Source organism: Streptomyces sp. NPDC021224 (assembly GCF_044332905.1).
Lineage (GTDB): Bacteria > Actinomycetota > Actinomycetes > Streptomycetales > Streptomycetaceae > Actinacidiphila.
The window spans coordinates 15,385-33,250 of sequence record NZ_JBIRPW010000009.1; the positions used below are offsets into that span (position 1 = coordinate 15,385).

The window sequence follows — 17,866 nt, forward strand, 5'->3', positions numbered from 1 at the left end:
ATGTTCACGAGTTTCGACAGCACTCGGTGCCTCAGAACGGCTGGGCACCGCGCGGTCAGCTAAGGATCTGGCCTGCGTAGAGCGCGCCGATTGCGGTGGCGAGGGTGCCGAGCAGGAGCCGGAGGGCCGTCTCGGGCAGGTGCGGCTGGAGGCGTGCGCCGAGGTATCCGCCAAGGAGGCCACCGGCACCGCAGGAGAGGCCCAGCAGCCAGTCGGGGGCGACGTCGCCGGTGACGGCGAGGGAGAGCAGCGCGTAGGTGGCCGAGCCGACGATGGAGGTCACGAAGGTGGAGACCAGGGCGGCGGGTGCGACGGTGGCGACCGGTGCACCGCGGCCGACGAGGATCGGGCCGAGCAGCGAACCGCCCCCGATTCCGTAGATTCCCCCGGCCACACCGACGGCCAGGGCCAGCGACGTCGTCGCGCGAGGCGAGGGCTGGTCGCGGGTGCGGGGTGGGACCGGGCGGACGGTCCGCGACCACAGCCACAGCCCGAGTGGCAGCAGCAGTGCGGCTATGAGGAGACGGAAGACGCGCGGGCCGGGAACGGCGAAGACGCGGATCACGGCGCCGACGACGACGCCGGGAACGGTGCCCGAGATCAGGAGCCGGGGCAGCGGTCCGCCGAGCTGTCCGGCCCGCCAGTAGCGCAGGAGGGCACCGGGGCCGGCCACGACGTTGTACAGCAGGTTCGTGGGGGTCACGGCCGGGCTGGGCACTCCCAGCACACTGACCTGGACGGGCAGCAGGAAGACCGCCCCGGAGACGCCCACGGGGGCGGTGACGACGGATATCAGGAGCCCGGCGACGAACCCGGGCAACGCCATCGGCCACTCCACGACGTCCCCCTCAGCACTCTCGAACAGCCACCCGGAACAGACTCCGGATCAGGTGCCTCCCGTTCTCGTGAACATCGACCCCGCCCCGATCCAAGCGCCTCCCGAGCCGGTGAACAACTGCCGTCCGAACTCGTGAACAAAGCCACCCGACGGCCCGGTCGCCGCGATGAATACCGCCCTGACCGACCCCGCCCCGGTCATCCGCTACGGCGACGACCTGCGGCATCTCCCGCCGCAGGCCACCGCAACCGCTGTCAAGCCCAACGTGCCGACGCCGCTGGACGTCCGCCGAGGTACTGCTCGCCCGCTGGCCCGCTGCTCCCGACGACTGGCCCGACCTGGTCCGCCCCCCAGCCCTCCGCCCCGCAACGCCCGCAAGCGTCAGGGCTAGGGCGCTGACCCAAGCCCTCTACGAAGAAGGGAAGTTCGCCCATGCCCGACGCCACGGTCTTCGACCAGGCCAACGCGATGATCGAGAAAGCCTGGGCCCGTCCCATCGAGGATCTGGAGACCCTCGCCCTGCAACACCCGTTGCAGGACCCGCTGCTGCGCTCAGCGATGCATATCCGCTCGGCGCTCGTCGTCCCCTCCAACGCGGTCGTCGTGCGTCAGGACCGCCTGCACACCCTGACCGCACCTGGTCGAGTGCCGGCCTCCTACGACCTGGAACGGATCACCCGGGCGGCGGCGGATCTGCGAGTCGCCCAGGCCGAAAGCCAAGCCCGTCTGCAGGCCATCGGCTCCATCATCGACGCCCGCGAAGCCGCCCCGCCGCCGGACCGTGCGCCGGCAATCCGCCTGGCCCAGGCCGCTGTCGCCCGCTCCGTGCAGGCACCCCGGGCGCCGGGACCGTCGCCCGACCAACCCTCCGCTTCGGCTCCCGTCGGACCGGTGGTGGCCGGCGACAGGCCGCGCCGGTAACCCCTGCTCGGCTCGGAGATATCGCCGGAAGGAGGCTTAGCACAGACGGCCGGGATCCCGGTCGAGCACACGGTCGCTGCCCTGCGGCCGTCTGCCGCCCAGGCCGAGAGCCGGACTCTGCCAGCGATGATCTACCGCCTTGACGTCCTCGAAGAAGCACAACCCGACGCTCACACCCAGCTGTTCGCCTCGCCGCCAGACCACGGTGTCCATCGACGCCACGACAACCAGGAGGACTTCCCCATGCCGGCCGAACGCCCCGCCTCATGGACCCCCGCCTACCCAGCGCTGTGCCGGCTCGTCGACGCCGCCATCGAGGATGCCCGCGCCACCCGGAGCCCCGCTGCGAGCGTCACCGCGCTCCGTCGGGTCCGCCGCGACCTTGCCGGGATGGACAACGGGCACCTGCCCTACCCCGACAACCAGCCCGGATGGAGCCCGCACGCCGCCTTCCGGCTCATCCGCCAGGTCATCACCGCCGCTCCGCTCGGACACCCCGCCGTCGGCACAGTGCTGCGGCTCGCTGCAGACATCGCCGACCAGAACGCGGCGGCCAGAGCCGCCGCGTCCGCGAAGGACCGCTGAGGCTCAGGCAGTAGGGTCCTCGCGGTGGGCGTCCCCGAACCGGGCGCCGACCGCGCGGGCCAGCTCCTCCAGGGTCATCTCCACGCGCCACCCGTCGGCAGCTCGGCGGTCCACCACCGCGTCCGCCTCTTCCTCCACCGGGGCGGTGAGGCCCACGGCCCGCTGGCCGTCGGCGACCATCACGATGTCGCCGACCGTCCAGGGACGCCCGCTGCTGCGCATCTTGCGCTCCAGCCCAGCCCCCGTCCCCGTGTCTGCCGCCCCACGCCGCCATCCGCTTCCCCCTCCGGCCTCGCACGGCCATGCGCCGCAACCCACGTACGACACCCCGCCGCCCCGATCCATTCCCGGCACCCGGTACTCCCATATCCCGGTCCAGTTCGCCCACGGCAGACACGGTCCCGCCGGAAAGAACTACGTACTCCGGCACACCCCATGTCAACGTACCGGTGTCGGGAAAAACCGCAGGTCAACGAAGGGACCACCTCGTTTTGAACACCACCGGAAGCAACCTGCCCGCCCTCTTCCGCCCTGTCGTCGTGCGGCGCCCCTCCCTGGCCGGCGACGGCAGCGCGGAACCGGTGCTCAGCCTGCTCAGCGAGCGCGGCTGGGCGCTCGTGGACACCCCGGAGGCCAACGTCCACTGCACCAGCCCGGACGGGCGGGTCTACGTCGGCTGGCTGCCCGAGGACCCCGCAGCCTGGCGGCGCGGCATCATCTGGACCCTCCGGGCCACCCCCGCCGAAACCGACGCGGAGCCCTGGGTGCAGGAGTTCGGCCCGGACGTGCCGAGCCGAGCCGTCGCCGGATTCCTCGAAGCACTGATCAGCCACGTCGACCGCTGACCCACCGCCGGTCCGGCCCCGGCCGGACCGCGCCTGCCCACTGCCGCCCGCACGAAGGAGTCGCCCTCGCTCTCACACGCCACCCACCGGTTCTGCGGTCCCGCCGTCACCGTCTTCGGCCTCGCCCTGGCGGCCACCAGCCCGGTGCACAGCACCGGGTTCGCGCTCTCCCTGGTCGTCGCCGTCAACGGCCTGGTGCACACCTGGGACTACTCCTACGAGCAGTCCCTCATCCGCGACAGCGACATCGTGGCCCTCCTCGCCGCACGGCCCGACGGAGCCCGTCTCCCCATGATCAGCCACGCCATGAGCACCCGCCACGTCGACACCGCTCGGTCCCTGCTCCGCCTGCTGCACAAAGGCCTGGTCACGGTGGCCGACGAGAGCGCACCGATCGCGGAGCGCGTGTTCGTGCTGTCCGCCTGATCGCCGTTCACCACCTCGGTCGGCCCCGGCATCGGGCCGACCGGCGCTCTCCCCGGCCGACAGGAGCCTTCGTGGCCTTCCGTGCCCCGCTGACCAACCACCACGCCGACGACGCCGTTTGCCCGCCCGAGCACAGGCACACCAGCTCCGGCAAGCCGCTCCACCCCGACTGCCCCGGCCGCGCCTACAGCCAGGCCATCTGCTCCTGCGGGCAGTGGCAGATCCGGGAGTCCGGCAAGGGATACGTCAACGAGTCCCGCCGCCGAAACCTCGCCACCCGCCGGACACCGACAGGCCCGCTGCTGCGCGACGTTCTCCCCTTCAACATGCGCTGACGTTCCACCGCGCCACTTTGTCCCCCGCTTGCATCCCGCTTCTCGGAGGTTCTCGTGCCCCATGACCTGACCGTCGACTACCTGCTCAGCCAACTCCAGGATCTCGACCCCACCCTCAAGATCCGCATCGCCGTCAACCCCGACTTCCCCTTCGCCCACTTCCTCGGTACGAACCTCGTCATCGGCGACGGGCTGGTGTACCTCGCCGAGGACGGACAGGAGGGCTACCTCCCCACCGGAGTCAGCGACCTCCTGTCCTGGGCCTGACCCCCGACCACCCCGGAGGAACACATCCCCATCCCACCCCACCGTTCCGGCAGCCTGCCGCTGCGCACCCTCGCCCTCCAGCCGATGCCGGCCGACAGCGGCGGCGCACTCGTGCGCCGCATCTCCGGCCTCCCCGGCGGACCTCTCGACGTGGCCTGGCTCCCGATGCCCGCCACCAGACTCCCCCTCGGCCGCATCCGCCTGAGCTGGGAGCCCGCCCCCCGTGCGGGCTGGACCGTCCACGCCCACCTGGGCCTTGCCACCGCCGAGGTACTGCTCGCCCGCTGGCCCGCCGCCCCCGACGACTGGCCCGACCTCGTCCGCCCCACCCTCTACGAGGTCACCGGTCTGTGCCACGCCCTCGCCTACGCCACCGCCGCCCTCGACCTGTCCAACCGCCTCGCCGAGATCTGAACCACCACCTGGCAAACGCGACCGCAGAAGGCCGCCCCGCGCCAACCGGCGCAGGGCGGCCGTGCGGTATGCCCGGTCCGGGTCCGCTGGAACACCGAACAGGTCTAGCTAGGCGGCGGCTCCGCGCCGGGGACTGCACTCACGAGGGTCGCCACAGCCTCCGTCGGAGACTTGGGCACGCACCTCTCGGCGAGCACGGCCCGCTTCTGCATCTCATCCAGTGAGGTGCGTCACAAGATCGATCACGTGACGCACAACCGGAACGCATCGATTTGTCCCAAATCCTGATCAGCATCCAGGTCGACGACTATGCGGAATCGAGGATTACGTTCTCCTGCACATCGTCGCACCTGATCATCCGACACAAGCCGAAGAATCGAGAACAGAAATCGAAACCAGGCGTCGAGCGTTCCCACCTGAAGCGACTCCGCTCCCCCTACTTCAAACGGAACAAAACGCGGCCACATCGTGATCCCCATCACAAAACAAACTACCGATGCAGCCCACAGAAAACCCCCTATCCTCTTACTGCTCCTGCGATGAACCGACCGAAAGGGAGAAGAAATGACCAAGAAGCGTCTTGCCTTAGCAGTTTCCACCGCTGCGGCGGTAGCTCTGGTCCTGCCTGCGGCTGCCTCCGCACAAGCCCAGACCGGCGCGGACCGCAGCCCCCTCCAGGCCTACGCAATCAAGGTGGTGGAGACCTCACACACGCTCGTCAAGAACGACAAGGGTGAAACGACTTCCGTCAACGCAACCCCGGCGTCGGTCTTCTTCACCCCGCAGTCACCCTCCTACGCGGGCGACAGCCAGTACAGCCACTTCACGGGGCAGGTCGCATACGGCTCATCGTCCCTGACCTTCGCGTGGAGTGACAGGCTCCACGCGAACGTCTACGCGCTGGCGACCGGCCCGATGACCGAAACGGCGACAGCAACCGCAAACGGTAAGGCCACCGGCTACAAGGACACGCACATCGGCGTGCCGGCGAGCTACCTGGCACATTCCTCCTTCGCCGTTTCGACGAAGGCCTATGTGCTGACGATCAACGAGAACTTCCCGGTCGCCGGCGGTACGGAGTACATCACCACCCAGTTCGCCTTCACGGTCACCCTCATCTGAGACCTCACCACCCGGGCGCCGTACCATATTTACGACGGGTCGCTTAAGCTGTGCAGGTGAGCAACGACTCCGTAGCCTCCAGGAGAGGCGGGCATGAGGAAGACCACCTCCTCTCTCGCGTGAGAAAAGCAGCCGAGCTGGTCATCAGCGATCTCCGAAACGCTGCGCCCCATCCAGTTCTCACTCTGTCGGGCCCTAACTCCTCGGGCTCGGTGGATGTGATACTGACTGACTCGTCGGGTATGAGCTGCGGGTTCGCAGTATCCGGGACAGCCACGGATCAGGAGATCCTCTACGCCGTGGCGAACCGAATTCCGGATGGATACGTCGACCTCTACTCTGTCGGGCTTCCCCTCGTTCCTGGAACCCAGCGACCGGCCGTGCCGCGCTTCGTTCGGGGCCAAGTGCTATGGGTCGACCCGAAAAACGAGAGCACATGGTCCAGCCCCGTCGGCTCGTACGGCACGAGGGAGACTGGCTGACCGCTTCTCGATGGTGAAAGTACACCCGGATACACAAAGAGGAGGCCGTTGGGAAGGGGCTGCGGTGCTGCCACCTTCCCGACGGTCTCCTCGTGAACAAGTCTTCGCGCTTTCGCCGCGCACGCCTACTCCAGGTACGTGCCGGCGAAGCTCCCGTCGAAGCCCATGGCTGCCACGCCCTCCTCCACGCTGGCGTAGGTGGTGGTGTCGGGGAGGTGGGTCAGCGCTTCGAAGGCGGCGCGGGTGATCTCGGTTTCGTGCCACTCGTTGTTGCAGCGGCAGTGGACCCAGGTGTTGCGGCCCTGGTTGATCAGGAGCCAGTCCCGCCGCGCTCGGCAGGCCCTGCACGTCACGGGGATGCCGCGCAGGGCCAGTTCCTGTGGGTGGCGGATGTAGCGGTAGGCGCGAGGGCCGGTAGGAGGATGGACTTCGTGCTGGAGTTGCAGCAGCGGGTCGCTGTCGGCGGGGGCTGCAGGCGGAGCGGGCGGTGCCTCTGCGCGGTGGTCGTTGGTTCTGAGCACGAGCGTCATCTCCGTTTCGGAACCTGTCTTTTCATCCGTAACAGCAGGTGGGACCGGTTGTCCAGAGGTTTCGGGCGGTCCGGAAGGTCGGATACGGGACCGCCGGACCGGATTATCAGCGGCGGGGCGGGCGGTTTCGGGCGTCCGGAGTATCCGGACGGGGCGCAGGGGGCGGCGCACGGTGGACACCGGGTCGGTGAGCGGGAGGCGTAGTGCGACCGGTGCTGCCCTTCGGGGATGGGGAGGTGGGGCCAGGGTGTGCGGGGAGGTCGGCGAGGCGACGCAGGCGCCAGACCAGGACGTCGTTCACGTTCTCGGCAGAGTCGAGTTCGCGCATGTCAACGGCCAGCTGGAGTAGGGCCTCGGGGTCGTAGCCGGCCTGTTCTGCCTGCGCGAGGGTTGCGGCCAGCGCGTCGTGCTGGGTCTCGCTATCGGCGCGGGTGAGGTGGTGGGGCAGTGCCGCACGGATCGTGATCTCGTAGCTGCGGCGCACGCCCTCGGGCAAGGTTCGGCCGTGGGCATGAAGGGCCTGCAGGGGTACGGCGGCGGCCTGTTGGTAGGCGGCGCGCAGGTGCTGGGCGGTCTGGCGGGAGGCTTCGGCCTGCTGGGCGTGTCCGCGGGCGGAGTGCCAGCGGGCGGCGGCGATGGCGGCCAAGACCAGGGTGGACAGCAGCATCGCGGTGGCGCCGCCGTCCTCACCGCGGCCGAGCGCCCCGCCGGCTCGGATGATGCCGCGGGCGGCGGAGCGCATCGCGCGGCTGTCGACTTGTTCGGCGCGGACGTGGCTGCGGGTGGCGCGTTCGAAAGAGCGGGCCGCGGCGGCCAGCTCGGCGCGGGTGGCAGCAGGGGAAGTCTGCACGACGGCGTCCAGGACTTCGTCGATCCCGACGAGCTGGGCTGCAGCCTCGGCGTCGTTGTCGCTGCCCAGAAGGAGGACAGCGCGCTCGGCGATCCCGGACGCGGCCCGGCGTCCCTGGGCGGGTGCCGACCAGTTGGTGCGTGCGCCGCCGGTTCGCGACGAGGCGTCCTGGTCGGGGGTGCCGCCGGTGAGGCGGAGTCGGATGCGGGGGAGGGAGAGGTCGGCGGCCAGGGTGGAGCCTGCGAACCAGATGGGTTCACCCTTGGCGTTGCGGTCGCCGGGCAGGGCGACCGCGTAGCCGAGAACGTCCCCGGACGAGCCCAGGGTGGGTTTGACCCTCAGCCCCTTGTCCTTCAGCCGGGTGAAGAACTCGGCTTCGTCAGCGGCTCCGGCCAGGGCCTGGCGGACGGCCTCGCGCAGCGTCTCGCGCGGGGTCTCGTCCCGGCCGGTGCGTTCGGCTTTGAATCGCTCCTGGCTGGTGGGGGCTTGAGCGGCGGTGCCGTCACCAGGGTTGAGCTGCCGCAGGCCGTAGTCCTTTTCTATCTGGCGGGCTTCGGCCTGGGCCTTGCGCTTGTCGAATTTCAGGTCGGCGCGGCGGCCGTCCTGGCGTACGAGGGTGGCGGCGATGTGGATGTGGTCCTCGGCGTGGCGGACCGCGACCCAGCGGCAGGCGGCGGTGTCGCCCTCGGGGGCGATTCCGACGGCTCCGACGATGCGGCGGGCGATGGCTGCCCAGTCGTTGTCGTCGAGGTGCCGGTCGCCGGGGTCGGCGCGCACCGAACAGTGCCAGAACGTCTTCTCCGGCGCGCGGTCGCCAAGGGCTTTGACAGGCTGGTCGAGCTGGGCGGCGAGCTGGGCGATGGTGTGGTGGGGGTTGCGGCCGGGGTCGGGGGCGTAGTCGTTCCAGGACGCGACCAGGTGCTGGTCGGTGTGCTCGTCACGTTTGCCGGGGCCGAACAGGTAGCGGACCAGCCCGTATGTGCTGCGGGTGCCGTACCGGATCTTGGGGATCACCGGCGCACCAGCCAGGCCACCGCGTCGTCCACCCCGGTCAGTGCGGTGTCGATGCGGTGCAGGAGCTGCTGCAGGTCGCCGGCGGGCTGCCCGCCGGCGTTGAGGAAGTGGGCGACCTGGTTCAGGTTGTTGCCGACGGCGGCGAGCTGACGGTTGGACTCCATCAGCTCCTGCACGCCGCGCCGGTAGTCCGCGACCGCGGCGGTGGGGTTGACGCTGGATGCGGCGGCGAGGGTGGCGGCGGCTGCGTAGCCGCCGGGGGCGAGGTCGGCCGCGTGGGCGGCTTGCTGAACGGCAGTCCACTCGTCGTCGCTGAATCGGGGACAGATGCGGTGCGGGCGCAGGCTGCTCTGGCGCAGTCGGCGTCGCGGCGCTGCGCGTACGGCAGCGCTCGACGGCGCTGGTGGCGGCGGACGCTTCTCCCCCGACGGCACCCCTGGGCCGTCTTCCCGTTCGGCAGCAGGCACCCCCGGGCCTGCTGCCGAACGGGCAGCTCCCGCCCCCTGGGGGGCGGGAGCGGGGTAAGGACTCCTTACCCCACAACTTGCTGCCCCATGGGCCGTGGTGACCTCACGCTCCTGTTCCGGGGGGTTGGCCGCCGGGTCGTTCGCGGTCATCGGCCCGGCTCCGTTTCCTGCTGGTGGACCTCGCGCAGGATGTCCTCGACGAAGTCCATCGCGAGGACCGGGTGGTGCAGCGTCCACGGGCGGCTGCGGCGGCTCTTCTGCACGATCCAGGTGGTGTCGGGGCCTGCTTCGGCGCGGTACAGGTGGCCTTCCCGAGCCAAAACGGTCAGCCAGGTCTCCACTTCGGCGGAGGTGGCGGGGGTGGTGCGCATGACGGTGCTCTCCAGTCGGTCGGAGGAAGTCGGAAGGTGGCTGTCCGGGGCTGGTGACCGGGCCGGTTTGTCCGGCCCGATCACGCCGTCCGGTGGTGCGGGGTCAGTCCCGCGATGTGGTGACCGGCTCGTCGCGCTGCTCGCGGAGTTGGGCCATCAGCGCGGTCAGCGTGTCGCTGGACAGCGGGATCCTCTGACCCCGGATGGCCTGAGCGACGACCTGCCGGGTGAGTTTGTCCTGCGCTTTGACCGCTGACCGGGCGATCTCCAGCAGCTCCTCGGTGTCCGGGTCAGGGCGCCGGTCACCGGCTCTGCGAGGCTCGCGGTCGCTGACCGGAGCAGGAGTGACCGGCAGGTCGGAGACCGGCGGGCGGCTGACCGGGCGGGCGCTGCCCGGCTCGGTGGCGCCCGGTCGGTCACTGACCGCCGGGCCGCTGTCCGGCTGACCTCCCAGGTCAGCGGCCTGATTCCCCCGGACGCCGGTGTCCCGATGACCCGCCGCCGGGCGGCCGTCGTCCGCCGGGTCACCTGCCCCGGTCAGTGACCGGACCGGCGAGGTAGGCGGCTCCCCGGTCACCCGGGACGGGTCGGTCGGCGCGCTGACCGGCTGACCGGCACCAGCCCGAGGGAGGCGTGGTGACCGCTGACCGGCCTGATCGTGACCGTGTCGGTCAGCCCGGTCGGTGCGTTCGCTGCGGTTGTCCGGACCCCGGGCGATGAGGATGTAGAGGTGGACGGCTCCGGCCAGGGCCAGCGGTGCGACGGTGGACAGGTAGGCGACCACCGTGTCGCCGAGTTGCAGCCCGTCGGCGGCGGCACCCTCCTGGTTGAGGCGGACCGCGTGCAGGGCGTTGGCCCACACGCTGACCCCGGTGGCGGTGCCGACCAGCGTCCAGACGTAGAGGCGGGCGCGCAGTGGGGCGTTGCGCAGGACCAGCAGGGCCCTGATGCCGTAGGCGATGAAGCCGTCGACGACCAGGGGGAAGAGCCAGCACAGGGCGGGGCGGATGTGGATGGCGATGGCCATCTGCATCAGGGCGCTGGCCGACAGCGCGCATCCGGCGCCGCCGAGGACGATGACGGCCAGGCGGTCCCAGCCGGTGACGAGCGCCGTCGTCGGCGCGCTGGCGGGGTTCACGCCGCCGTCCCGAAGTCGTCGCGCTCCAGGGCCTTCTCGCCCGGCTCAGGCTCCGGGCTGGTGGGTTCCAGGTCGTGGTGGCGGAGGGCCCGGCGGGTTTCGCGGTAGCGCTTCAGCGCGGTCTCCTCGTCGATCTTCAGGATCCAGGCCAGGCGGCGGGCAGGCAGGCCGTGGCGGTAGGCGGCGTGGATGACGGCCTGCCGTTCGGCGGCGGTGAGGTGGATGTCGCGTCCGGCGACGGCGGCGTTGACGCGGGAGTAGTCCAGGCGGTGTGGCAGCCGGGTGTGCATCGGGGTGCGCTCCTGTTCGGTCAGCCCGCCCCGGATGCCGTGGGTGTCGGCGTTCTCCAGGGCGGCGTCCAGGCAGGTCTGGCGGACGGGGCACTGGTTGCACAGGGCCTTGGCGGCGCGGATCTTGTCCATCTCCTCGGGGTCGGGGAAGAAGAGTTCGGGGTCGACCGGGTGGTAGTCGGTGGGCTGGCAGACGGCCTGGTTCTGCCAGGTCTGGTCCCCCAGCGAGCGGTGGTGGGCAGGGGCGGGCGTGGTGCTGGGCATGCGCGGTGTGCTCCGATCGCCCTCCGCGCGCGATGGGCGTCGGCGGAGGTGCCTGGTCGGGAAGGTTGTGGGCGGCGCGCTGGGGGGCGTGCCCGGCGGCAGCAGCCTGATGCGGGTCAGGCGGCGCGGGCGCGTCTGCGGTCGACCAGATCGAACTCGACCCGGGTGGTCATCTGCGTGAGCCTGCTGGCGACGCGGTCGCCGACGTAGGTCCGCAGGTCGCCGATGCGCAGGTTGGTGGTGATCAGCGTCGGCAGCAGGTGGGTGTAGCGGCGGTTGACCAGCCGGTAGGTGATCTCCTCGGTCCACTCCGACGACTTGGCCGCGCCGAGGTCGTCCAGGATCAGCAGCGGCACCCGGGCCACGGCCGCCAGCTCCCGCTCGGTGTCCGCCCCGGGCCTGGGGCGCAGTTCGGCGTACAGGTCGGCCGCTGTCGTCGCCCGCCACCGCACCCCGACCCCGGCACCGGCCAGAGCCCGGAGCGCTCCGTACGCCTGGTGGGTCTTACCCGCGCCGACCACCCCGGCCATCAGCAGCGACGGCCCCGTGGCCACCTGCCGCCGCGCCCCGATGCCCGGCGCGACCGCCTGTGCGGCGACCTCCCGGCACCAGGCCAGGACCTGCGGGTGGTCGGCCACCGCGTCCCGGTAGCGCGGCACCATCGCGCCCCGCAGGGCGTCCAGCGGCGAGTACGGCTCCGGCTCGTCGGGGACTGCGGCGGCTGTCACGGCGGTCGGATCGATGTTCCGGGCGGCCAGGATCCTGGCGAGGCGGTCGAGGGTTCCGGCTCCGGCGAGGGTCTGCGGTTCGCGGGTTCGGGTGCGCATCACAGCTCCTCGGAGTAGGCGGTGGCCGCGTCGACCGGGTTGGTCCACGCGGTGTGAGCGGGCACGTTAGGCCGGAATCCCGGACGGGCCAAACCGGCGGAGGGAGCGTTCATCGCGTCGTTGACCAGGCTCGGCAGGCGCGAGGGGTGGCCCTGGATCTCGGCGAAGCGCCGCAGCCCGGCCCGTACGTGCTCCACCGCGATGCCCTCGGCGAGGAGCTTCTTGGCGATGCCGCCGAGGTGGCCGATCACGTCGCCGGGCGGCCGCTTTCGGCACGAGGCGACGTATTCGCCGACCAGCTCCTTCGCCGAGACGCTGGTCGCGTCGGGCGCCTCGCGCCCCGTAGGGAAGAAAGATCCAGGATCCAAGATCCTAGATCCAGACCCCGAGGCTTCCCCGAGGCTTCGGGGAACCTTCCGGGAGGGCTCGGCGAAACCCTTTTGACCTGCGGTTTTACCGTCGGGCGCGTGGTGCGCGCTCGCGTCGGCCCCGGCGGGGTCCGGGGCGGGCGCGGGCGGGGTCGGGGTGGGCGCGGGCGGGGTCGGGGTGGGCTGAGTGGGCGGTTCGGGGGTTCCCGGAAGGTTCGGGGAACCCTCCGGGAGGTCTCCGGGAGGGTTCGGCGAGGCTTCTGCGAGCTGGGTGCAGGGGCCCTTGCAGACCCCGCACCGCTGCGGCTCGCACTTCGGGCACGCGGGGAGCCGGGACTGGGAGGGGGTGTCGATCTTCTGGTGCTTGAACCAGGTCGGGTAGTGGAAGTAGCGCTTGCCGTCGCAGCCGGTGTACCGGCAGATCGCCCCGGCGTTTTCGAGCTGGGTGAGGTCGTCCTCGACCTGGACCGCGCCGTGCTCGGCGCGCAGCGGCCAGATGATGCCGAAGATGATGGCCGCGTTGTCGCGGTGCCGACCCCAGTCGTCGGCCATGTTGGTCATCGCCAGGAAGGTGACCATGGCGGGGATGCTGACCTCGGCGAGCGTCTCGGACGTCCAGGTCTCGGGCTTGATGGACCGTATTCGTGGCACGTCAGCGGCCCCGGTGTGCCGCGACCGGGTCGCAGCTGGTGAGCGTGGCCGTGACCAGGTCGAAGGTGTGCGGGCAGGTCCAGTCCGCTTCCGGCCACACACGCATCACCCACCGGGCCGCCGTGCTGCTGGTGGTCCGGCTCAGGTCCAGACGGTTGCCGCCCTCGTCCCTGGCGACAGTTCGGGGGTGGGGCCAGACCGAGCTGGGTTCGGTGAGGCTTACGCGGATGGTGGCGGCGCCGGGGATCATGTCGGCGAGCTGTGCGGCGAGGCGGCGTGCACGATCGGTTTCCGGGCAGGCCGGGGTTCCGCCCATGGCGGTGTGCATGGAATACTCCGTTGCTCGTAGGAGCGCGGTGCGGCGGTTCTCGTGCAGAGAAGGCGCTGCCGCCCGCGCGGTGCGAATCGGCACCTCGGTGCCGGCCCGGCGTTCGGAAGTTGGTAGCTTCCGGGCGCCGGTTTCGTGTATCCCGCACTCACCCCCTCGGATTCGAGCCGGTAAGGCCCACGGCCCCGTTGGCCGACCAGCACCATATGCAGGCGCCGTCCACGCATCCAGTGATTACGCCCAGATGCTCGGCGCCGACGCCGAACCGGCATCTCCCCGTCCCCGTGGCGCGAGGCGAGCCATTCCTGCGTTGGCCCGATCTTCAAATGGGGCAGATCAGAGTGTCAACGAGCAACAAAGGGGCTCAAGGGGACATTTAGCGAGGTGCGGGAGTCCGAGAGCGCTCCGTCTCGGCCTCGCCACGGGACGCGAAGCACCTCTGACCTGCGGTTATATGTTCGCTCTCCCGGGCCCGGTCTTCGTCTGGAGTCAGGCTGGCCACCGCGTGACCATTCTGGTCATGTCCGCATTGGTCAGAGAGCTGCCCGCGTAGTCCCACGATTCGGGATACCGCCGCGAGATCACGGTCGACCGGCGGGCCAGCGGGCCGAAGTTCGAGTGGAGAGCAGACGAGAAGACGCTCTGAACGAGGGGCTGTCCCAGACACCGGCAGGTCAGCCGCGGTCGAATAGCACGATCATCAGTCGCGCTTCGGGGAAACCGGTTGGACGAGCCGCATAGAGGGATACCGTCCCGCCTCCGAGCGCCGGGTGCAGCAGCGGGCGGGGAAAGTCCAGCCCTGGCGCCCTGGATGGCGCGGCCTTCATCAGGGAGGCGACCCCGCTGTCCGCGAGGGCGTCGGCACGCAGCTCCTGGAGGACGGTGCTGGTGGCGTTGCCGGCCAGCAGAATGCGCAGCTGCATGCATAGTGCCGGTACCCAGGCCGAGTGCCAGTCCTGGAGGATGACGCGAGCCGAGGGTGATGTCAGGCACCAGCGCAGAAGGTTGCGGGGAACGGGCTCGTCGCCGAAATAGCCGCTGAACGCCTCGTTGTGGGCGAGGATGCGGCCCTCGCGGTCCTCGATGTAGGCGGCCGGACCGAGCGAGTCGAGCATCGCCTGCCATCCCGAAGGTACCCTCCCGTCGAGCCGGTTCAGCGGGCGCGACGGCGGGGTGGCGTAGGCGTACGCGTGGACGGTGCGCCATTCGTCCTCGGTCAAGGCGAGGATTCTGCCGACGCGTTCCAGCAGACCGGCCGGGACGGCGCTGCCGCGCTCCAGTCGCTGGTAGGTGCCGGCGCTGCGGCCGAGGAGGATGTCCATGTGCGCCTGGGTGATCCCTGCGGGCCGACGGCCGCGCGGGTCGCGCGCTTCGAGGATTCCGCGCAGCTCGGGAAACTGTGCAGGGTCCGTTCTCGCCCTGGCGTGCGCCAGGAAAGCACGCAATGCGTAAACGTCCGACACGGTCCTACAGTCACAGCCGCAGCCGTGCCGGTACAAGCACCACGGCCGGAAAAACGCCGAGGCCCTGAACGACGTACGCCGTTCAGGGCCTCGCATAAACCCCGACCAGCAGGTCCATGCTCGTACCATCCATTATTCGGATGGCCAATTCCGAGAGGCATGCCGCGTCAGCGGACCAGGCCGAGGTCGGCAGCGAGTACACCGGCCTGGAACCGGCTGGTGGCGCCGATCTGCTCCATGACCGTGGTGGCGATCCTTCGTACCGTCCGCCCGGAGATTCCGAGGCGCTTGCCGATCTGCTCGTCGGTGAGCCCCTCGGCCAGGAGCCGCAGCACGTCGCCCTCACGCTCGGAGAGCAGCGCCGCCCCGTGGTACTCAGCGCCGGGATCGTCGGCGGGAGCGGACCGCGCCCACACGTCGTGGTACATCGCGATGTAGGTGCCCATCAGGTCCGAGCCGTGCAGCACGAGCATCGGGTCGGAGGGGCGCTCCGGCCTACTCGGCATGACCGCCGTGGTGCCGTCGAAGAGCAGCAGGTCGAACGGCACCCGGTCGGCCAGGCGCACATCCACGCCGAGGGCGTCCAGGCTCTCCAGGTACTTCCGGGCGCTGGGTGCAGTGGCCACGGCCCGTCCGTAGACCGCACGGACGTCAAGCCCGCGGGCGACCAGCTCCGCGTCCAGCTCCAGCGACCTCGTCAGCACCTCCGCGGGCGGCAGCGGCCCGGGGTGCATCGACCACATGGACTCCCGCGAGGACAGGTGAAGGGAGCGCAGCCGCTCGCCCCGAAGCTCAGCGTCCCCCACGAAGTCGACCTCCACGCCCACGGTCTCCCGCATGGCCGCCGGCCGGTACCGCGTCGCGATCTCCTGTGCCCGGTGGTGCGTCAGCGCCACCTCGGCGGCCAGCCCGCCGAGCCGCTCCGCCTGGGACTCGAAGAGCGTCCTCATGGCGGCGTCCGGCTCCACGGGAGCCATCGCTCCGCCCCGGCCCGCCGGCTGGATCAGCCCCATCGACTCCAGGTGGCACCAGGCCGGGCTGGCTTCCAGCACCGACGCCCCGACGGCAGCGCACACGTCGGGAAGCGCTCCCGTACCCCGGCGCCGCAACGCCAGATACAACGGCAGGGCCAGGTCGTACGGCTCGGCGGGCACCGGATGCGTGGCGGTCGACCCTGCGGGCAGCGGCACTGCCTCCGCCCGCGGAATCGTCTGCACCAGCTCAACGGCCACCGTCGGCTCCTTCGGCACGTGCCCAGCAGCTCTCCGCCACCACGCTCGCGAGCCGCACCCACGCCAGGTCGGTCACGACGATGAGCGCGAGTCCCGGCCGGTCGGGGTCGACGGGCAGAAGGGCCACCTCGTCGTCGACCACGATCATGTCCATGGGCACGAGGTCCGCTGTGCGGATCTCCACGCTTCCCGGTGTCGGAGCGTCGAACCGGAGCACCGGCCGCTGGTACAGAGCACGCAGGCGCACTCCGCGAGCCGTGATCCGCACGTCAGCCTCGACCTGGCCGCTGGGCTCGGGGACGTAAGGCCGCGTGGACAGACTCAAACGACCCTGCTTCGCCTGGTCCCGCGCTGCGGCCAGCGTGCGGGCCATGGCCCGACGCCCTGCCACCACATGCACACCGTCGACGCTCGCATGCACACACCCGCTACGCCCCAGGAGACGCTCCGTCCCCCACACCGCGGCAGCAACCGCAAGCTGCCCGTCCTCCAGCGCAGCCCGACAACGTCCCATGAGACCGCTGAGCGCCTCGGCCGCCTCGACCACCACAGCGGACTCCAGTTCGGAATGCACCCCGCTCGCCCGCAGGAGGATTTCGGAACTCAGCCTGGAATCCCTGGAGTTTGCCGCAGCGGCCGATGATCCGAGTCGGCCAACATCGCACGCTCCCGTGCGCAGACTGCCGCGTACATCTCTTCGAGACCCATACCCATAGGCGACAGACACCCCAGATACCTCCCCACGGAACGCACACCTCACGAGCGCTCAGTCTTCACACCAGCAGGTGGACTTTTCCAGGGGGGAGTTTTACCTCTAAAAATCAGACCCGGATAGCTGATCCCATGCACATGACATCCGGGCTACCTTTTCGGTGCACGCCCGGACGCAAGCACAACCGTGGTCCAAATGCGTCATAGGATGTTCCACGCAAGGAACCGGTCGTGACGACGTAGTCCCTCCACCCGTCGCTCGATCTCCTCCAGGCTGCCGGGCGCATGGCGGACCTTCCGCGCATTCGTCGTGATCATGCGCAGCTCGCGAATCGCCGCCAGGGTCTGGTAGCCCTGCCATTGCGTGACGTCCCATCCGTACGCGTCGGCGAAGGCGGCGTAGTGCTGCTGCCCGTGGTTGAAGCGCCGACAGTGGACTTCCACGGTCACCAGATCCCACTCCGGCTGACCGGACGCCACCGTGTCCCAGTCGCACAACACGGCCGTGTGGTCGCCGACGTGCAAGGCGTTGCGGTGCTGCGGGTCCCCTTGGATCACACCTTCGGGGAGCGCGAACTCCACAACGCCGAGGTCGTCTTCCAGCTGTGCCGCGTAGTCGCTCAGGAAGGACAACGCATCGTCGGTCAGGCACGTGATCGCCGCGAGGGACCGACGGATCGCCGCGAGGTTGTCGTGGAGAGGCAGGGCGACTGGCGGGGTGGGCAGCGCGTGAAGGGCGCGCAGGGGCCCGGCGAGTTGGGCAGCCGCCACGGATCGCGCTGGTTGGGGCAGATATGTCCAGAAGGTGATGGCGTGCTGGCCGATAACGACGGGCTGGTCGACCGGGTGCAGAGGCACCGTGGGGAACCCCGCCTCCATGAGCCACCGAACGAACTGGACCGTACGTGCCACGTCGTCGATGCGCGACCCGCGCCGAGCGATCTTGACGACGACCTGCTCCCTCTCAAGGAGTAAGACCGCGTTGGTGTGCCCGCGGAGCAGCCGAGCGTCGGAGAAGTCGAGGCCGACCGCCGTGCAGCCCCGCTCCAGGACTTGGTGCATCTCGGACTCGTCGAACCCGCCGGGGGCCGGAGCAACTTGTGTCATGCGGTCTAGGCTCGCCGACG

At 70.3% G+C, this 17,866-nt stretch carries 24 protein-coding genes; 9 read left to right on the forward strand and 15 right to left on the reverse strand.

Features of this window, described 5'->3' with window-relative positions:
- Window positions 1-55: 55 nt before the first annotated feature.
- A complete protein-coding gene (locus tag ACH4PY_RS23095; protein WP_398185938.1) occupies window positions 56-826 on the reverse strand; it encodes a TSUP family transporter in 771 nt (256 codons plus the stop codon).
- Window positions 827-1,270: 444 nt separating this feature from the next.
- On the opposite strand from ACH4PY_RS23095, the gene ACH4PY_RS23100 reads away from it, so the two are divergent.
- The gene (locus tag ACH4PY_RS23100; RefSeq protein WP_398185941.1) at window positions 1,271-1,759 is read left to right on the forward strand and encodes a hypothetical protein; all 489 of its coding nucleotides are present in this window, start codon (window positions 1,271-1,273) and stop codon (window positions 1,757-1,759) included.
- Window positions 1,760-1,885: 126 nt separating this feature from the next.
- The gene (locus ACH4PY_RS23105) at window positions 1,886-2,344 is read left to right on the forward strand and encodes a hypothetical protein (protein ID WP_398185944.1); all 459 of its coding nucleotides are present in this window, start codon (window positions 1,886-1,888) and stop codon (window positions 2,342-2,344) included.
- 3 nt (window positions 2,345-2,347) lie between these two features.
- Here ACH4PY_RS23105 and ACH4PY_RS23110 read toward each other — a convergent pair whose 3' ends face one another.
- Window positions 2,348-2,566, reverse strand: a complete 219-nt coding sequence (locus ACH4PY_RS23110) for a hypothetical protein (RefSeq protein WP_398185947.1) — start codon at window positions 2,564-2,566, stop codon at window positions 2,348-2,350.
- A gap of 269 nt (window positions 2,567-2,835) precedes the next feature.
- Between ACH4PY_RS23110 and ACH4PY_RS23115 the strand changes: the two genes are divergently transcribed.
- From ACH4PY_RS23115 to ACH4PY_RS23145, 7 genes are all read left to right on the forward strand, one after another.
- The gene (locus ACH4PY_RS23115; protein WP_398185950.1) at window positions 2,836-3,189 is read left to right on the forward strand and encodes a DUF317 domain-containing protein; all 354 of its coding nucleotides are present in this window, start codon (window positions 2,836-2,838) and stop codon (window positions 3,187-3,189) included.
- A 144-nt stretch (window positions 3,190-3,333) separates the two neighbouring features.
- Entirely contained in the window at window positions 3,334-3,615 is a 282-nt protein-coding gene (locus ACH4PY_RS23120; RefSeq protein WP_398185953.1) for a hypothetical protein, read from the forward strand.
- A gap of 71 nt (window positions 3,616-3,686) precedes the next feature.
- The gene (locus ACH4PY_RS23125; protein WP_398185955.1) at window positions 3,687-3,950 is read left to right on the forward strand and encodes a hypothetical protein; all 264 of its coding nucleotides are present in this window, start codon (window positions 3,687-3,689) and stop codon (window positions 3,948-3,950) included.
- A 54-nt stretch (window positions 3,951-4,004) separates the two neighbouring features.
- The gene (locus ACH4PY_RS23130) at window positions 4,005-4,217 is read left to right on the forward strand and encodes a hypothetical protein (RefSeq protein WP_398185958.1); all 213 of its coding nucleotides are present in this window, start codon (window positions 4,005-4,007) and stop codon (window positions 4,215-4,217) included.
- An 84-nt stretch (window positions 4,218-4,301) separates the two neighbouring features.
- Window positions 4,302-4,631, forward strand: coding sequence for an esterase (locus tag ACH4PY_RS23135; protein ID WP_398185961.1), 330 nt, complete (start codon window positions 4,302-4,304; stop codon window positions 4,629-4,631).
- Window positions 4,632-5,195: 564 nt separating this feature from the next.
- The gene (locus ACH4PY_RS23140; RefSeq protein WP_398185964.1) at window positions 5,196-5,753 is read left to right on the forward strand and encodes a hypothetical protein; all 558 of its coding nucleotides are present in this window, start codon (window positions 5,196-5,198) and stop codon (window positions 5,751-5,753) included.
- Window positions 5,754-5,809: 56 nt separating this feature from the next.
- Window positions 5,810-6,235 (forward strand): hypothetical protein, encoded by a 426-nt coding sequence (locus ACH4PY_RS23145; RefSeq protein WP_398185967.1) that lies wholly within the window; start codon window positions 5,810-5,812, stop codon window positions 6,233-6,235.
- Window positions 6,236-6,360: 125 nt separating this feature from the next.
- On the opposite strand, the gene ACH4PY_RS23150 is transcribed toward ACH4PY_RS23145, so the two are convergent.
- The 13 genes from ACH4PY_RS23150 to ACH4PY_RS23210 all read right to left on the reverse strand — a co-directional run bounded on the left by ACH4PY_RS23150 (window position 6,361) and on the right by ACH4PY_RS23210 (window position 17,846).
- Window positions 6,361-6,765, reverse strand: a complete 405-nt coding sequence (locus tag ACH4PY_RS23150; protein ID WP_398185970.1) for a hypothetical protein — start codon at window positions 6,763-6,765, stop codon at window positions 6,361-6,363.
- Between the two features lie 106 nt (window positions 6,766-6,871).
- A complete protein-coding gene (locus ACH4PY_RS23155) occupies window positions 6,872-8,629 on the reverse strand; it encodes a relaxase/mobilization nuclease domain-containing protein (protein WP_398185972.1) in 1,758 nt (585 codons plus the stop codon).
- Window positions 8,626-9,063, reverse strand: a complete 438-nt coding sequence (locus ACH4PY_RS23160) for a MobC family plasmid mobilization relaxosome protein (RefSeq protein WP_398185974.1) — start codon at window positions 9,061-9,063, stop codon at window positions 8,626-8,628. Before ACH4PY_RS23160 ends, ACH4PY_RS23155 begins: the two co-directional genes overlap by 4 nt.
- Window positions 9,064-9,242: 179 nt before the next feature.
- Window positions 9,243-9,467, reverse strand: coding sequence for a hypothetical protein (locus ACH4PY_RS23165; protein ID WP_398185977.1), 225 nt, complete (start codon window positions 9,465-9,467; stop codon window positions 9,243-9,245).
- A 103-nt stretch (window positions 9,468-9,570) separates the two neighbouring features.
- Window positions 9,571-10,605 (reverse strand): DUF2637 domain-containing protein, encoded by a 1,035-nt coding sequence (locus tag ACH4PY_RS23170; protein ID WP_398185980.1) that lies wholly within the window; start codon window positions 10,603-10,605, stop codon window positions 9,571-9,573.
- Window positions 10,602-11,159, reverse strand: a complete 558-nt coding sequence (locus ACH4PY_RS23175; protein ID WP_398185983.1) for a WhiB family transcriptional regulator — start codon at window positions 11,157-11,159, stop codon at window positions 10,602-10,604. Before ACH4PY_RS23175 ends, ACH4PY_RS23170 begins: the two co-directional genes overlap by 4 nt.
- Before the next feature lie 116 nt (window positions 11,160-11,275).
- Window positions 11,276-11,986: an ATP-binding protein gene (locus tag ACH4PY_RS23180; protein WP_398185986.1), complete on the reverse strand. Its 711-nt coding sequence runs from the start codon at window positions 11,984-11,986 to the stop codon at window positions 11,276-11,278.
- A complete protein-coding gene (locus ACH4PY_RS23185; protein ID WP_398185989.1) occupies window positions 11,986-13,005 on the reverse strand; it encodes a hypothetical protein in 1,020 nt (339 codons plus the stop codon). The genes ACH4PY_RS23180 and ACH4PY_RS23185 overlap by 1 nt, the downstream gene beginning before the upstream one ends.
- A gap of 1 nt (window position 13,006) precedes the next feature.
- Window positions 13,007-13,333 carry a transcriptional regulator gene (locus ACH4PY_RS23190; protein WP_398185992.1) on the reverse strand — a complete coding sequence of 109 codons (327 nt, stop codon included), beginning with the start codon at window positions 13,331-13,333 and terminating at the stop codon, window positions 13,007-13,009.
- 674 nt (window positions 13,334-14,007) lie between these two features.
- On the reverse strand, window positions 14,008-14,796 hold the full coding sequence (locus ACH4PY_RS23195) for a hypothetical protein (RefSeq protein ID WP_398185995.1): 789 nt from the start codon (window positions 14,794-14,796) through the stop codon (window positions 14,008-14,010).
- Between the two features lie 167 nt (window positions 14,797-14,963).
- Window positions 14,964-16,028 (reverse strand): LuxR C-terminal-related transcriptional regulator, encoded by a 1,065-nt coding sequence (locus ACH4PY_RS23200; RefSeq protein ID WP_398185997.1) that lies wholly within the window; start codon window positions 16,026-16,028, stop codon window positions 14,964-14,966.
- Window positions 16,018-16,212 carry a hypothetical protein gene (locus tag ACH4PY_RS23205; RefSeq protein ID WP_398186000.1) on the reverse strand — a complete coding sequence of 65 codons (195 nt, stop codon included), beginning with the start codon at window positions 16,210-16,212 and terminating at the stop codon, window positions 16,018-16,020. The genes ACH4PY_RS23200 and ACH4PY_RS23205 overlap by 11 nt, the downstream gene beginning before the upstream one ends.
- 728 nt (window positions 16,213-16,940) lie before the next feature.
- Window positions 16,941-17,846 carry a phosphotransferase family protein gene (locus ACH4PY_RS23210; RefSeq protein ID WP_398186003.1) on the reverse strand — a complete coding sequence of 302 codons (906 nt, stop codon included), beginning with the start codon at window positions 17,844-17,846 and terminating at the stop codon, window positions 16,941-16,943.
- Window positions 17,847-17,866 lie beyond the last annotated feature (20 nt).

Excerpts from the sequence above, each read along its gene's own strand:
- ACH4PY_RS23095 (WP_398185938.1), bottom strand. The coding sequence starts at position 826 with ATGGCGTTGCCCGGGTTCGTCGCCGGGCTCCTGATATCCGTCGTCACC.
- ACH4PY_RS23100 (WP_398185941.1), top strand. The coding sequence starts at position 1,271 with ATGCCCGACGCCACGGTCTTCGACCAGGCCAACGCGATGATCGAGAAA.
- ACH4PY_RS23105 (WP_398185944.1), top strand. The coding sequence starts at position 1,886 with ATGATCTACCGCCTTGACGTCCTCGAAGAAGCACAACCCGACGCTCAC.
- ACH4PY_RS23110 (WP_398185947.1), bottom strand. The coding sequence starts at position 2,566 with ATGCGCAGCAGCGGGCGTCCCTGGACGGTCGGCGACATCGTGATGGTC.
- ACH4PY_RS23135 (WP_398185961.1), top strand. The coding sequence starts at position 4,302 with ATGCCGGCCGACAGCGGCGGCGCACTCGTGCGCCGCATCTCCGGCCTC.
- ACH4PY_RS23140 (WP_398185964.1), top strand. The coding sequence starts at position 5,196 with ATGACCAAGAAGCGTCTTGCCTTAGCAGTTTCCACCGCTGCGGCGGTA.
- ACH4PY_RS23150 (WP_398185970.1), bottom strand. The coding sequence starts at position 6,765 with ATGACGCTCGTGCTCAGAACCAACGACCACCGCGCAGAGGCACCGCCC.
- ACH4PY_RS23165 (WP_398185977.1), bottom strand. The coding sequence starts at position 9,467 with ATGCGCACCACCCCCGCCACCTCCGCCGAAGTGGAGACCTGGCTGACC.
- ACH4PY_RS23175 (WP_398185983.1), bottom strand. The coding sequence starts at position 11,159 with ATGCCCAGCACCACGCCCGCCCCTGCCCACCACCGCTCGCTGGGGGAC.
- ACH4PY_RS23180 (WP_398185986.1), bottom strand. The coding sequence starts at position 11,986 with ATGCGCACCCGAACCCGCGAACCGCAGACCCTCGCCGGAGCCGGAACC.
- ACH4PY_RS23190 (WP_398185992.1), bottom strand. The coding sequence starts at position 13,333 with ATGCACACCGCCATGGGCGGAACCCCGGCCTGCCCGGAAACCGATCGT.
- ACH4PY_RS23210 (WP_398186003.1), bottom strand. The coding sequence starts at position 17,846 with ATGACACAAGTTGCTCCGGCCCCCGGCGGGTTCGACGAGTCCGAGATG.